The 13,769-nt window shown below is 57.9% G+C and carries 11 protein-coding genes and 2 tRNA genes; 11 read left to right on the top strand and 2 right to left on the bottom strand.

All coding sequences use genetic code 11. The features are described from left to right. Both prfA and hemA read right to left on the bottom strand, forming a co-directional pair. A complete protein-coding gene (prfA, locus tag C3938_RS12325; protein WP_105103593.1) occupies positions 1-1,086 on the bottom strand; it encodes a peptide chain release factor 1 in 1,086 nt (361 codons plus the stop codon). Further along, positions 1,086-2,390 (bottom strand): glutamyl-tRNA reductase, encoded by a 1,305-nt coding sequence (hemA, locus tag C3938_RS12320; RefSeq protein ID WP_105103592.1) that lies wholly within the window; start codon positions 2,388-2,390, stop codon positions 1,086-1,088. The genes prfA and hemA overlap by 1 nt, the downstream gene beginning before the upstream one ends. Before the next feature lie 590 nt (positions 2,391-2,980). Between hemA and C3938_RS12315 the strand changes: the two genes are divergently transcribed. The 11 genes from C3938_RS12315 (at position 2,981) to C3938_RS12265 (ending at position 13,527) form a co-directional block, all read left to right on the top strand. Beyond that, positions 2,981-4,822, top strand: coding sequence for a tetratricopeptide repeat protein (locus C3938_RS12315; RefSeq protein WP_233998861.1), 1,842 nt, complete (start codon positions 2,981-2,983; stop codon positions 4,820-4,822). Continuing rightward, entirely contained in the window at positions 4,806-5,459 is a 654-nt protein-coding gene (lolB, locus tag C3938_RS12310) for a lipoprotein insertase outer membrane protein LolB (RefSeq protein WP_105103591.1), read from the top strand. Before C3938_RS12315 ends, lolB begins: the two co-directional genes overlap by 17 nt. Positions 5,460-5,594: 135 nt before the next feature. Then, positions 5,595-6,485 (top strand): 4-(cytidine 5'-diphospho)-2-C-methyl-D-erythritol kinase, encoded by an 891-nt coding sequence (ispE, locus tag C3938_RS12305; RefSeq protein ID WP_105103590.1) that lies wholly within the window; start codon positions 5,595-5,597, stop codon positions 6,483-6,485. 21 nt (positions 6,486-6,506) lie between these two features. Next, positions 6,507-6,581 (top strand) — tRNA-Gln (locus C3938_RS12300). A 430-nt stretch (positions 6,582-7,011) separates the two neighbouring features. Next, the gene (locus tag C3938_RS12295; protein ID WP_105103589.1) at positions 7,012-7,944 is read left to right on the top strand and encodes a ribose-phosphate pyrophosphokinase; all 933 of its coding nucleotides are present in this window, start codon (positions 7,012-7,014) and stop codon (positions 7,942-7,944) included. Positions 7,945-8,142: 198 nt separating this feature from the next. Then, positions 8,143-8,772: a 50S ribosomal protein L25/general stress protein Ctc gene (locus tag C3938_RS12290; protein WP_105103588.1), complete on the top strand. Its 630-nt coding sequence runs from the start codon at positions 8,143-8,145 to the stop codon at positions 8,770-8,772. A 28-nt stretch (positions 8,773-8,800) separates the two neighbouring features. Then, positions 8,801-9,400 (top strand): aminoacyl-tRNA hydrolase, encoded by a 600-nt coding sequence (gene pth, locus C3938_RS12285; RefSeq protein ID WP_105103587.1) that lies wholly within the window; start codon positions 8,801-8,803, stop codon positions 9,398-9,400. Between the two features lie 65 nt (positions 9,401-9,465). Continuing rightward, positions 9,466-10,557, top strand: coding sequence for a redox-regulated ATPase YchF (gene ychF / locus C3938_RS12280; RefSeq protein ID WP_105103586.1), 1,092 nt, complete (start codon positions 9,466-9,468; stop codon positions 10,555-10,557). Positions 10,558-10,654: 97 nt separating this feature from the next. Next, entirely contained in the window at positions 10,655-11,569 is a 915-nt protein-coding gene (locus C3938_RS12275; protein ID WP_105103585.1) for a DMT family transporter, read from the top strand. Positions 11,570-11,687: 118 nt separating this feature from the next. Continuing rightward, positions 11,688-11,764, top strand: a tRNA-Met gene (locus C3938_RS12270). 107 nt (positions 11,765-11,871) lie between these two features. Further along, complete coding sequence (locus C3938_RS12265; RefSeq protein ID WP_105103584.1) at positions 11,872-13,527, top strand: site-specific integrase; 1,656 nt, start codon at positions 11,872-11,874, stop codon at positions 13,525-13,527. Positions 13,528-13,769: the final 242 nt, after the last annotated feature.

Genomic DNA, 13,769 nt, shown 5'->3' with positions numbered 1-13,769 from the left:
TCAGTGCTGCCCCAGCGCCGCCAGCTGATCCGCCTGGTATTCGGTGCGCAGCGCGCCGATGACCTCGTCGAGCGCGCCCTGCATCACTTCGTCGAGTTTGTACAGGGTGAGGCCGATGCGGTGATCGGTGAGGCGCCCCTGGGGAAAGTTGTAGGTGCGGATACGCTCGGAGCGATCACCGCTGCCCACCAGATTGCGGCGCGCGTCGGAGATTTCCTGGGCGGCGGCGGATTCCTGGGCATTGTTCAGCTTGGCCTGCAAGAGTGCCATCGCCTTGGCGCGGTTCTTGTGCTGAGAGCGCTCGTCCTGGCACTCCACCACGATGCCGGTGGGAATATGGGTGAGGCGCACGGCGGAATCGGTCTTGTTCACATGCTGGCCGCCAGCGCCGGAAGCGCGGTAGGTATCCACGCGCAGGTCCGCCTTGTTGATCTCAATGGCGTCGCGCTCGTCGGGCTCCGGCATGACCGCTACGGTGCAGGCAGAGGTGTGAATACGCCCCTGGGACTCGGTTTCCGGCACTCGCTGCACGCGGTGTGCGCCAGACTCGAACTTGAGTCGGGCGTAGACATCCTCACCCACCACACGGGTGATGATTTCCTTGTAACCGCCGTGTTCACCGGGGTTTTCGCTGATCACCTCGATACGCCAGCCCTGTTTTTCCGCGTAGCGGGAGTACATACGGAACAGATCGCCGGAGAAGATCGCCGCCTCATCGCCGCCGGTGCCGGCGCGGACTTCCAGGTAGACGTTTTTGCGATCGTTGGGGTCACGGGGCAGCAGCAGGGTCTGCAATTCTTTTTCCAGCGGTTCCAGCTGGGCCTCCGCCTCGCGCAGTTCCTCCTGGGCCATCTGACGCAGTTCCGCGTCGCTGTCATCGAGCATTTCCCGCGCGGCAGCCATATCTTCCTGCAGAGTTTTGAAGCGCTGGTAGCACTTCACCACTTCTTCGAGCTCCGCGTATTCCCGCGACAGGTCGCGAAATTTGTCCTGGTCACTGATGGTTTCCGCATCGCCCAACAGGGCGGAGACCTCCTCGTGGCGCTCTACCAGGTGGTCGAGTTTCTGTTGTACCGAAGCTTTCATTACTTGTGATTCTTCTTCTCCGGCGCATTGGCCGAATTGTCCGTGTCCTGGCCGGGATCTTCCGGCTGCAGGCCAATGATTTCCCGCGCGATACGCAGCCGCTCCAGGTCACCGTCGGCGGTGGCCTGACGCAGCGCCACGGTGGGAGCATGGATCAGCTTGTTGGTGAGGGTGCGCGCCATCTGCTCGAGCAGCTGCTCCGGGTCGCCACCGGCGCGCAGCTGGATCAGCGCTTTTTCCAGTTCGTCCTTGCTCACCGCCTGGGCCTGTTGGCGGTAGCTGCGGATGGAATCCACCGCCTGCAGGCTGCGCTGTTCGCGCATGAAGACCTGCGCAGCGGCGTCGACGATATGGTGTGCGGCCTCCGCGGCCTGCTCACGCAAACGCTTGCCCTCGTCAATCACGCCGCGCAGGTCATCGACGGTATAAAGGTAGACATCATCGAGTTTCGCCACCTGGGGTTCGATATCCCGCGGCACCGCGATATCCACCATGAACATGGGGCGATGACGACGCTGCTTGAGCGCGGTTTCCACTGCGCCCTTGCCGAGAATCGGCAGCTGGCTGGCGGTGGAGCTGATAACGATGTCCGCCCGTGGCAGGTACTCGGGAATGTCCGCCAGCAGGATCGCCTCGGCCCCGAAATCCTCCGCCAGCGACTGCGCCCGACTCAGGGTGCGGTTGGCAACGATCAGCTGTTTGACGCCCTTATCCAGCAAATGCCGGGCCACCAGCTCTATGGTTTCGCCGGCGCCAATCAACAGCGCCGTCTGCTGGCCAAGATCGGTAAAAATCCGCGACGCCAGGGACACCGCGGCGTAAGCCACGGACACCGGGTTCTCGCCAATCGCGGTTTCGGTGCGCACCTTCTTCGCCACCGAAAACACCTGCTGGAACACGTTGTGCAGGGTAGAGCCGACACTGCCGGATTCCCGCGCGACAGCGTAGGCGGATTTCATTTGCCCCAGAATCTGCGGCTCACCGAGTACCAGGGAGTCGAGCCCGCAGGCTACCCGCATCATGTGGCGCACCGCCTGCTCATCGGTAAACTGGTAATAGCAATCGGCCAGCTGGTCCAACGGCACCCCGTGGTATTCAGAGATCCAGGACAACAGCGCCTCGGGGGCTACCTCGCCGTAGATTTCGGTGCGATTACAGGTGGACAGGATAGCCAGCTCGCGGCACTCAAGAGCCGTGCGAGCCTCCGCCAGCGCACTGGGCATCACTTCGGGGGCGAACGCCACCCGCTCGCGCACGGCGACCGGCGCGCTGTCGTGATTGATTCCCAGGGCAATGATTGGCATCGGTTGTCGTCGTCTCTACTACGGCGCCGCAGTGCGCACTCTCCGGCTGGCCAGGCGGGAAACTCTCCCGCCACTGACTGAAATGGCCGCACATTGTCCGGGCCCGTCGGGCCCCGTGCAAGCGGTATCACCCTATCCATGTAATAGCCCAACCCACCGGGCAGACTGGCCATTTCCGCCGCAACCCGAGCAGTGCCGTGCAGTCATGGCGCATTTAACTACGGTTTAATTAGGTGCTGACTTTGCCACCGCAGCCGGTCAACGGCCAACGGGTGCGGATTTGAGAACTAGAATTATACGGCGATAACCCGGAAAAATACGCCAACAGGCGCCCCATCACCCGGACCGGTGCGGCAGCAATGCTACTGTCCACCCCGCCCCGCAGCGAGGATTCGCAGCGGGATCAACCCCTGGTTGGCAGATGGTCGGCGCGAACGTACGGACACGTTTCTATGCAGCTTTTCTTTGCATCTCTCTTCACCCCCTGGTTTGCCCCACCACTTGCAGCCAAACACCCCACCCCCGGCAGCGGGGCCGAACGGCCGACATGGCCAGTAGAACCACAGCAGCTGCAGCGCCGCAGCCGGCGATTGGCAGCAGCAATCTCCATGGCGGTACTGTGCGCCTGCACTCAGCAGCCCCCGCAACCGGGTACCCAGGCGCCGGTGGTGACCTCGTCTTACGAGAAGAACGCCAACGATGGTCGCGGAAGCGCCACCCCCGCAGCGGACAGCAAAGCGGATGAGGATGAGAATTCGGCACCTGTAAGTACTACACGGGGCGAAGTGGTTGCCGACAATGCGGACGCGCAAGACAAGGTCAAGCCATTCCCCATTGAAACCTTTTACACCCTGCTGGTGGCGGAAGTTGCCGGCAACCGCGAGCAGTATGACCTGGCGCTCGCCAATTACTACTTCCAGGCCGAGCGCACCAAAGATGCCGGCGTCGCCGCTCGCGCCACACGTATTGCGCGTTTTCTCAATGCCCGTCGCGCCGCCCTGCGCTCCGCGCAGTTATGGGTAGAGCTGGAACCCGAAAACAGGGAGGCACAGCTTGCCGCCACCGCCGAATTGACCCTCGCCGGTGAACTGGACAGCGCCATGCACCATGCGGAGCGCGCACTGGAACTGGGCGGTGATGCGCCGTTGCAATCGGTAGCCGCCACCGTGGTCGACAACGAAGAACTGGCCAAAAAAGTCCTACCGGAGTTCCAGCGCCTGTCGCAGAAGTTCCCCAACAACACCGAAGTATCCCTGGCACTGGCTATGGTACTACGCGCCAACAACCAATCCGAACAAGCGTTGCGCATTACCCGTGTTGTGCAGGAACAGGACCCGGCGCTGCTGGATGCCCCACTGCTGGAATCCCATATTCTGATCGACATGGGACGCGAAAAAGAAGCCCGCAAACTGCTGGAGAATCTTGTTGCCCTCTACCCGAAAGAGAGTCGACTGCGCCTGCAGTACGCACGCCTATTGATCCGCGATGACCTGGAGTTGGCGCAGCAGCAATTTCTCGAACTGGTTAAGCAACGCCCCAATGACGGCAATCTGATGCTGTCACTGGCACTGATTCAGTACGAAACCAAACAGTTCGACAAAGCCAAGCCATTGCTGGAAAAACTACTGGTGATGGAAGAGCACGAATCCGCGGCACATTTTTATCTCGCGGGCATAGCCGAACAGGGCGGCGATATCAAACAGGCCGTTACCCACTACCGTATGGTGCGACCCGGTAGCGATTATGTGCAGGCCATCACCCACGGTACTGCACTGCTCACCGCGAATGGTCATCTCGCGGAAACCGATGCATGGTTTGAAGAACTGCGCCAGCGCCATCCCGGCCAGAAGGAACAGTTTTACCTGCTACAGACGGAACTCCTGACCAAACACGGTTATCTCAAAGAAGCACAATCCGTTCTGGCCGGCGCGATTAAAATCAGCGACGACAGTAATCGTCTGATTTATGCCCACGCCATGACCAGCGAACAACTGGGAGATGTGGAAAACTTTGAACTGGGTTTGCGTAAATTGTTGTCGCGCGACCCGGATAATGCGAACCTCCTGAACACATTGGGTTACAAACTGCTTTCCTATAACGACCGCCTCAACGAGGCGCTGGCGCTGATCACCAAGGCGTTGGAATTGAGCCCGGACGACCCCGCCATCATCGACAGCATGGGTTGGGCGCACCACCGCCTCGGCAATCACAGCGAAGCGGTGAAATATCTGCAAAAGGCACTCTCCCTGCTTCAGGACCACGAGATTGCCGCACATCTGGGCGAAGCCCTGTGGGCACTGGGTGAACACCAGCAGGCGATGCAGGTATGGGAGCAGGGACTGCAGTTGAACCCGGAAAGCAAACTCATTCCAGAGGCCATGCAACGGCTGCAGGATCAACAAAGACTGGAACAGCATGTTACGGAAAGCTGAAGTTCTCTCTCTGTCCCGATTTACACCACTGAACACATTCGCAACACGTTTGACGGCCGCGCTGTTGTTGCTGACACTCGCGGCCTGTAGTGCACAGAAACCACAGCCCCAGCAACCGCCCGGGCAAGCCACCCAGGCGCAGTCCGCCGCGGCACTGCAGCGCTGGGAAGTCAAAGGCAAATTGGGCGTGCGCTCACCAAAAGAAAACGGCAGCGCCAATCTCACCTGGCAGCAGGCCAGTGGCAATTACCGCATTCACCTGAGCGGCCCATTGGGCGCCGGCGCCACGATGATCAGCGGCTCACCTACCGGCGTCAGCCTTCAGCGCGGCAACGATCCCGCGGTTATCGCATCAAACCCCGCGCAGCTGACGGAAGAAATCATGGGCTGGCCGCTCCCGGTATCGGAAATGTTTTACTGGGTGCGCGGCCTTGTTGCGCCGGGCGCAGTCAGCGGTGAGCAGAGAAACGCTCAGGGACAGCTGCTGAGGCTGCAGCAGGCCGGATGGCAACTGGATTTTAGCGGCTATCAGTCTGTCGGCCCCTACCAGCTGCCCACCCGTATTACCGCCGCCACTAATCAGGCCGCGGGCCCCGTCAGCGTGACCGTAGTGATCAAGGAGTGGGAGCCAAAGTAAGACCTCCTTATTTCGCGGTAGCCACTCAACACGCGTGCGCCCTGCCCCAAGGGCGTCCATGTACGTATTCGCAAACGCGGGCGGCTGTTACCATAGCCGCCCGTGTTCGCAGCCTTGACCACCGCTACCGAAAATATGAATCCCCCCATCCTGACCCTGACGGCCCCCGCCAAGCTCAACCTGATGCTTCGGATCCTCGGCCGCCGATCCGACGGTTACCATGAACTGCAAACCGTGTTTCAGCTGCTGGATTACGGTGACACGCTGACATTTACCCACATGAATGACGGCGCCATTGCACTGGAATGTCCCGGCGTGGATGTCGCCCCCGAAAACAATCTGATTTACCAGGCGGCGCAGCTGATCAAACAGACCTGCGGCGACCACACACTGGGCGCGCATATTTCGGTAAGAAAAGTTCTGCCGGCGGGCGGCGGCGTGGGCGGCGGCAGCAGCGATGCGGCAACGACCCTGCTGGGACTTAATGCACTCTGGCGCTCCAAGCTCGGTATCGACACGCTTGCCGAGCTCGGCAGGCAGCTCGGCGCCGATGTACCCGTGTTCGTGCGCGGTCACTCGGCTTTCGCCGAGGGCGTGGGCGAACACCTGACGCCAGTTTTCATCACACCCCGCTGGTATCTGGTGCTGACGCCCGACTGCCACGTGAGCACTGGCGCGTTATTTTCCGATCCGCGTTTGACAAGAGATTCCGCCGCAATTACATTAGCGGCCCTTCGCGACAGGCGGCTGGATACACGCTGGCTCGATGAGTATTCGGGCAATGACTTTCAGCCACTGGTCGAGAACCTCTACCCGGATGTGCGGATGACCAGAGAGTGGTTGGCGCAATACGGGCAGGCCTTCCTTACGGGAAGCGGCGCCTGTGTGTTTGCCAGCTTCGACTCGGAAGCGGCGGCGCAAAATGTGCTTGCCAAGCGTCCCGCGGGATGGAGAGGTTTTGTTGCCAGGGGGGTAAACGAATCACCCACCCACCGGCAACTCGCGAAATTTGCAGCTTCAATCTAGATTGATCAACTGCAGCATTGCAGGGGCGTAGCCAAGCGGTAAGGCAGCGGGTTTTGATCCCGTCATGCGAAGGTTCGAATCCTTCCGCCCCTGCCATATTTTCAGATGGCAGTGAGCTTTGCGAAAACAGCGAGCCCTGACAGGTTCGAGCCGGAGCTGGCGAAGCCAGCGGAGACCAGCGAGCCGCGGGCGAAGCTAATCCTTCCGCCCCTGCCATTCTATTTAAGTTTTCTGAAATTCATCCATGAATTCCAGAAAAGACGCTAAGCGCGGCGTATGTCCGCACTTAGCTCCCGCCAAACCAGCGGTACTGGTTTGCGGGCGAGCCCTCCATGGCTCGCTTTGGAGCTTCGGGGCCACCCCCGATTACCGGCCAACCTGGCTCACCCTCACAACACTTGCATCCATGGTCGCCCAATGAACCGGCATCACACTATTCTGCAAGCAGTTCTCGCTCCGCAATTCACCTGAACTTCACTACTATCTCTACTTACCAACAGAAAAGGTACTCGCAGTGGCTGACTTAATGGTCTTCACCGGCAACGCAAACCCGGAACTGGCACAAAAGATTGTTGACCATATGGCAATTCCACTGGGAGAGGCGGTGGTCAAGCGCTTCTCCGATGGTGAGATCGCCGTGGAGATCACCGACAATGTGCGCGGCCGTGACGTGTTCGTGGTGCAGTCCACCTGCCAGCCCACCAACCGCAACCTGATGGAACTAATCCTCCTGGTGGATGCACTGCGTCGCGCCTCCGCTGGTCGTATCACGGCCGTCGTCCCCTACTTCGGCTACGCCCGTCAGGACCGCCGCGTCCGCTCCCAGCGGGTACCGATTTCCGCCAAGGTGGTTGCCGACATGATGGTGAGCGTGGGTATCGACCGGGTTCTGACCGTCGACCTGCACGCGGAGCAGATTCAGGGCTTCTTTGATGTACCAGTAGATAACGTCTACGGCTCTTCCGTACTGCTGGATGATATCGAGCGCCAGAATTACGAAAATCTGGTGGTGGTTTCTCCGGATATCGGCGGTGTGGTGCGCGCACGCGCCGTTGCGAAAAGCCTGGATTGCGATCTGGCCATTATCGACAAGCGCCGTCCGGCGGCGAATGTGGCCGAAGTCATGAACATTATCGGCGAGATCAATGGACGCACCTGCCTGCTGGTGGACGACATGGTGGATACCGCCGGCACCTTGTGTAATGCGGCCAACGCCCTGAAAGAACACGGCGCCAAGAAAGTCATCGCCTACTGCACGCACCCGGTACTCTCCGGCAAGGCAATCGACAATCTGAACAACTCCGTTCTGGATGAACTGGTGGTCACCGACTCCATTCCGCTGGGCGACAAGATGGAAAAGGCCCCGAAAATCCGCCAGCTGACCCTGTCAGCCATGCTGGCGGAATCCATGCGCCGCATCAGCAACGAAGAATCCCTGTCGGCCATGTTCCGCTCGTAAGCGCCACGCGTAAATCCCGCTTTACACGGCCGCCCTTTTAGCGCTGGCATTCCCCAGCGCTTCCCCTTAGAATACGCGCCCGCCCGGCACTGCCGGGCGTTTACTATTGGGCAATTCAATAGATTTTGTCCGATTTATAGCAATCCCAGAGGGTTCCGGTCGCAGGGCCTTCTGGACAGACAACCCGAGGTTTACCCCATGTCTGAATTCAAACTGAATGCCAGCGTCCGCAGCGACGAAGGGAAAGGTGCGAGCCGCCGCCTGCGTCGTGAGGAAGCGAAAGTTCCGGCCATCGTTTACGGTGGCAAAGCCGAGCCACAAAACATTGCGCTGCTGCAAAAAGACATGTTCAAGGCTCTGGAAAACGAAGCGGTTTACTCCTCCGTTCTGACCCTGGACATCGATGGCAAGGAAGAGAGCGTTATTCTGCGCGATCTGCAGCGTCACCCGGCCAAGGCCATCCTGCTGCACGCTGACTTCCAGCGCGTTTCCGCCAACACCAAAGTTCACGTGAAAGTGCCTGTTCACTTCCTGAACGAAGACAAGTGCAAAGGCGTTAAAGCCGGCGGCATCGTTTCCCACACTCTGACCGAGCTGGAAATCAGCGCACCGGCTGCCAAGCTGCCCGAGTTTATCGAAGTAGACCTGGCCAACCTGGAGCTGGACGGCAACATCCATATTTCCGACATCAAACTGCCGGCTGGCGTTGAGTCTGTGGCCCTGTCCCACGGTGCGGACCACGACCTGGTTGTTGCCTCTGTGCACAAGCCGCGCGGCGCCATCGAAGCTGACGCTTCTGCCGCAGAAGGCGAAGAGTCCGGCGAGTAATCCGCTGGCAATTTAAGGTAACAGTACCTTGAGTAAGGCTCCGGACACGCCCATCCAGTTGATTGTGGGCCTGGGTAACCCAGGCCCCGAATACGACCGGACGCGGCACAATGCCGGAGCCGACTTTGTCTCCGAGCTGGCCCGTATCCACGGCATCCAGCTCGCGCCAGACAGCAAATATCACGGCCTCTCCGGCCGTGTGCGAATCGGCGGGCGGGAAATCCGCCTGCTGATTCCCACCACCTATATGAATCGCAGTGGCCAGGCAGTGGGCCCGCTGGCGAACTTCTTCAAGATCCCCGCCGAAGCCATTCTGGTCGCTCACGATGAGCTGGATCTCCCCTGCGGCACCGCGCGCCTGAAAAGTGGTGGTGGACACGGGGGCCACAATGGCCTGCGCGATATCATCGCAGCGCTCGGCAACAATCGCGACTTCATGCGTCTGCGCCTCGGTATCGACCACCCAGGCAACGCCCGCGATGTGGCCAATTACGTGCTGCAGCGCGCGCCGCGCACCGAGCAGGATCAGCTGGCCGAAGCCATCGATCGCGCGGTGGATGTGATGCCCGCCGCCGCGGCTGGCGACTGGAACGGGGCAATGAAAACACTGCATACCAGCGCCAAATAACCGCTTTCCCTTTTAAACGGCGAAACGCCCCGTGCGCTTTCAGCCACACCAACAGGATTCAGACCATGGGTTTTACTTGCGGCATCGTCGGCCTGCCCAACGTGGGCAAATCCACCCTGTTCAATGCCCTGACCAAAGCGGGCATCGACGCGGAGAACTTCCCCTTCTGTACCATTGAGCCCAACGCGGGCATCGTGCCGGTCCCAGACCCCCGCCTCGACAAGCTGGCGGAGATCATCAAGCCGCAGAAAGTGATTCCCACCACCATGGAATTCACCGACATTGCCGGCCTGGTCGCCGGCGCCTCCAAGGGTGAAGGCCTCGGCAACAAGTTCCTCGCCAACATCCGCGAGACCGACGCCATCGCCCACGTTGTGCGCTGCTTCGAAAACGACAACGTAATCCACGTAGCCAACCGGGTACACCCGGTGGCGGACATCGAAGTAATCAACACCGAACTGGCACTCGCGGACCTGGATACCGTGGAAAAGGCACTGCAACGCTATAGCCGCGCCGCCAAGGGCCAGGACAAGCACGCGATTCGGATGAAGGCACTGCTGGAGAAAATTCAGCCGCATCTCAACGAAGCCAAGCCGCTGCGCTCTTTCGGCCTGAACAGCGACGAGCTGGCGGACCTGCGCGAACTGAGCCTGCTCACCATCAAGCCCACCATGTACATCGCCAACGTGGACGAAGACGGTTTCGAGAACAACCCGCACCTGGATGCGGTGGCGGCCATCGCTGCGGAAGAGAACGCCGTGCTGGTGCCCATCTGCAACAAGCTGGAATCCGAGATCGCCGAGCTCGACGACGACGAAAAACTGGAGTTCCTCGAAGGCCTGGGCATGGACGAGCCGGGACTGAACCGCGTGATCCGCGCCGGCTATCAACTGCTGGGCCTGCACACCTACTTCACCGCCGGTGTAAAAGAAGTGCGCGCCTGGACCATCCCCCTGGGTGCCACCGCGCCGCAGGCGGCGGGAAAGATTCACACGGATTTCGAGAAAGGATTCATCCGCGCGGAAGTCATCAGCTACAACGATTTCGTCGCTCATAAGGGTGAAGCGGGGGCCAAGGAAGCCGGCAAGTGGCGCCTGGAAGGCAAAGAGTATGTAGTGGTCGACGGTGACGTTGTGCACTTCCGCTTTAACGTCTGACCCCCTTCACTCTTTGATCCGATTCCGGATCTGCTCCGCGGGGCTTCAAAAGAGCCCCGCGCAAACCGCCCCGCTGCACCCAATACCAAAGGTTGCCATGTACCAATCCAACTGGAGAGTCGGTCTGCCCCTGGCACTGACCACGGCCTTTCTGTGGGCTCTGCTGCCCATTGCCATGAAAGGCCTGATTGCCGACATGGACTCCACCACCATCACCTGGTACCGCTTTTTCGGTGCAGCCCTGTTTGCCGGCACCTGGTATGGCTGGCGACGCGAACTGCAGCTGGGCAATCTGTTTCGCGGCAGATTATTGCCTTACACCCTGCTGGCCGTAGGCGGTCTGCTGACCAATTACATCGCCTACGCCACCGGCCTCAACTACATCACGCCTGGCGCCCTGCAGGTCCTGATCCAGCTCGCGCCACTGCTGCTGTTGATTATGAGTGTGATATGGCTCGGCGAACGCTTTTCCCCTCGCCAGTGGCTGGGTGTAGGGCTGGTGTGTGTTGGACTGGCACTGTTCTTCAACCTCCGCCTGCAGGATTTGCTGAAGGGTGAGGACAGGGAATATCTGCTCGGCGTTGGACTGGCGGTGATCGCCGCGATTACCTGGGCGGTCTACGGGCTGTACCAGAAAAAGATCGTTGCAGAATCCCGCCCCCACAACCTGCTAATGCTGATTTATCTGGCAGGCACCCTGTGCTTTCTGCCGGTGGCCAAACCCGCCGTTTCCCTGCATCTGGATACTCTGGGCTGGTCACTACTGCTGTTCCTCACCGCCAATACCCTGATTGCCTATGGCGCCTTTGCCAAGGCCATGGCCTCCTGGGAGGCCTCTCGCGTCAGCGCAACCCTGGCCCTGGTACCACTGCTGACTTTGGCTCTGAGCAGCGTTATCAGCGCCCTGTGGCCCGGATACATCGAGGCAGAGCCAATGAACTGGATCAGCTGGGTTGGCGCGTTTAGCGTCGTCACAGGCTCCCTGCTTGCCGCCATCGGCCGCGGTCGCTGAGGCTTTCCCCGCTGTATCGGGCACACGCTAAGCTACTGATTAATTTAGCAAAAAGAGTGTTGACAGGCCCATCCCATACCCCTATTATTCGCGCCCTCGGTTAGCCGAGTTTGGTTGTGGCAAGATAGCTCAGCTGGTTAGAGCGCAGCACTCATAATGCTGAGGTCCCGAGTTCAAGTCTCGGTCTTGCTACCATCTCCTCTACAGGTGCCTCGGCACCTGTTTAGAATCAAGCACTTACATTTGCTTAGAATCACCTAGGCACCGTTTTAGCGGCATTCTCAACAGAGTGCATCTAAAAAATGGATCTAAAGTGCATCTATCGACGCGGTAACCTCCTCTACTACCGCTGGCAAATCCCCCCAGATCTACAAAGCATAATTGGCAAGCGTGTCTATATGCGCTCGCTCCAAACCTCCTGTAAGTACCAAGCTGCGTCCCGTGCCGGTACACTCCAATCCGCTGTAGATAAAATCAAAGAAGCGCGCGCAATGACTCCAGATCGACAAGAAGCCGGTTATCAGAAGCTAATCCGCAAGCTATGGCAGCAATTGCAGGAAGGCAGTACACATCGCCCTAGTACGCTTGAGGAGCTACAGATAGAAAGAGAGAAGACGCGAATAGTTTTGGATTGGTACAACCAAGGGACGCTGTCGGAAGATGGGAGGTTCAGCAGCGATAGGCCGTCTGTGTATGAGCTGACAGACCGTTTTATCAGGAAGACTTGGCCAACTATCCCAATGGACCAGATCAGAGATAGTGAGCACTACGAAAGATTCATTGGTGATGTAGTGAAGCTGATCCATGTAGCTGGTGAGACTCGAATGCAAACGCTATCACCAGAGCACAACAAGCCAGAACTACCGGACTTCCTCGCCACACCAGAAAAGCCGATTCAAAAGCGACTGAGTGACGTTATCCAGCCCTACACAGCGTACAAGAAGGGGAACAATCCTAAGCTGTCTGACACTTCCCTTGAGGCGTATAGGGATAGTATCAATGACCTTATCTTTGTGTTGGGTAATAGACCAGTAGATGACGTGTCATTTGAGGATGCACAACACTGGCGCGACACTATGCGCAAGTTACCAGCCAACAGAAATAAACGTTTTCCCGGCAAGGGATTGAATGACCTTCTGGCATTAAAGCTAAGTGATGACCAGCGTCTATCTTCCGCGACCATCCATGACAAGTTGCAGTATCTGAAAGGCATTTTTAAATGGCTGTTTGCTACCAAGCAGATAGCCCATAGCCCATTTGAGCTGGTAACCATTCAGGCTGAAAAAGTATCATATTCTGAATTCTCTATTCCAGATTTGAAAAAACTTTTCACCAGCGACCTATATACACCAGATAGTAAATATTTCCGGCGCAGTACAACCAAACCCACACACTGGTGGCTTGCTCCCATGATGCTGTTTACTGGTGCCAGACCGGGTGAACTACTACAGCTCAATGTATCTGACTTCAAAATAGAGGATGGCGTATTGTTTGCTGACCTCACAGATGATGATAAACAGCTTAAGAGCAAGGCCGCGAAACGTAGAGTACCGATGCACCAGCAATTAATAGAATTGGGTATTCAGGACTATCTACAGGAACTGGAAAGACAAGGTATAGAAAGATTCTTCCCTGACTTCAAACTCGGTCAGAGGGCATCCACAGAAGCTACAAAATGGTTTAATGAAAGGTACAGAGGATCTTTCTTACCAGACAGCTGGAAACAAGATAAGAAAACACTTTATTCCTTCCGCTCTACTCATATCACCGATGCGCTGAACAATGGTGTAAACCTTCGAGAGCTGCAATCCTATGTGGGTCATGAATCTGGCCAAATGGGAGCTACCAAGCATTATGATCGCGGTGTTACCCTACCCCAGTTGAAATCAGCTGTTGACACAGTTTCATTCGATGGATTGTGCTTGGATCACCTTATAGACCAATGGCGCGATTTATAACAAACGGGTGGAAACGATAAAATTTATTATGCTGTCAAGCCCAAAAATCAGTTAAATTGGCAGCGCTCAGGTACAACATGCTCAGTAAAACCGTATAACAATGGGGCCTCACCAATAACCCCTCTAGGAGGGAATCGTTATGCTGAAGCACGTTCGACAAGTCATCGGTATTGTTGTACTTACCGCTAAAATCTATCCACGTGGTTTGTGGAATGACACAAAAATTGTTTTCATTATTTGGT

This window comes from Microbulbifer pacificus (assembly GCF_002959965.1).
Taxonomy (GTDB): Bacteria; Pseudomonadota; Gammaproteobacteria; order Pseudomonadales; family Cellvibrionaceae; genus Microbulbifer; species Microbulbifer pacificus_A.
This window is presented reverse-complemented; position numbering and strand designations above follow the sequence as displayed.

Bases quoted from the DNA above. Each gene is read 5' to 3' on its own strand.
- prfA (WP_105103593.1), bottom strand. From the start codon at position 1,086: ATGAAAGCTTCGGTACAACAGAAACTCGACCACCTGGTAGAGCGCCAC.
- hemA (WP_105103592.1), bottom strand. From the start codon at position 2,390: ATGCCAATCATTGCCCTGGGAATCAATCACGACAGCGCGCCGGTCGCC.
- lolB (WP_105103591.1), top strand. From the start codon at position 4,806: ATGTTACGGAAAGCTGAAGTTCTCTCTCTGTCCCGATTTACACCACTG.
- ispE (WP_105103590.1), top strand. From the start codon at position 5,595: ATGAATCCCCCCATCCTGACCCTGACGGCCCCCGCCAAGCTCAACCTG.
- C3938_RS12295 (WP_105103589.1), top strand. From the start codon at position 7,012: ATGGTCTTCACCGGCAACGCAAACCCGGAACTGGCACAAAAGATTGTT.
- C3938_RS12290 (WP_105103588.1), top strand. From the start codon at position 8,143: ATGTCTGAATTCAAACTGAATGCCAGCGTCCGCAGCGACGAAGGGAAA.
- ychF (WP_105103586.1), top strand. From the start codon at position 9,466: ATGGGTTTTACTTGCGGCATCGTCGGCCTGCCCAACGTGGGCAAATCC.
- C3938_RS12275 (WP_105103585.1), top strand. From the start codon at position 10,655: ATGTACCAATCCAACTGGAGAGTCGGTCTGCCCCTGGCACTGACCACG.
- C3938_RS12265 (WP_105103584.1), top strand. From the start codon at position 11,872: ATGGATCTAAAGTGCATCTATCGACGCGGTAACCTCCTCTACTACCGC.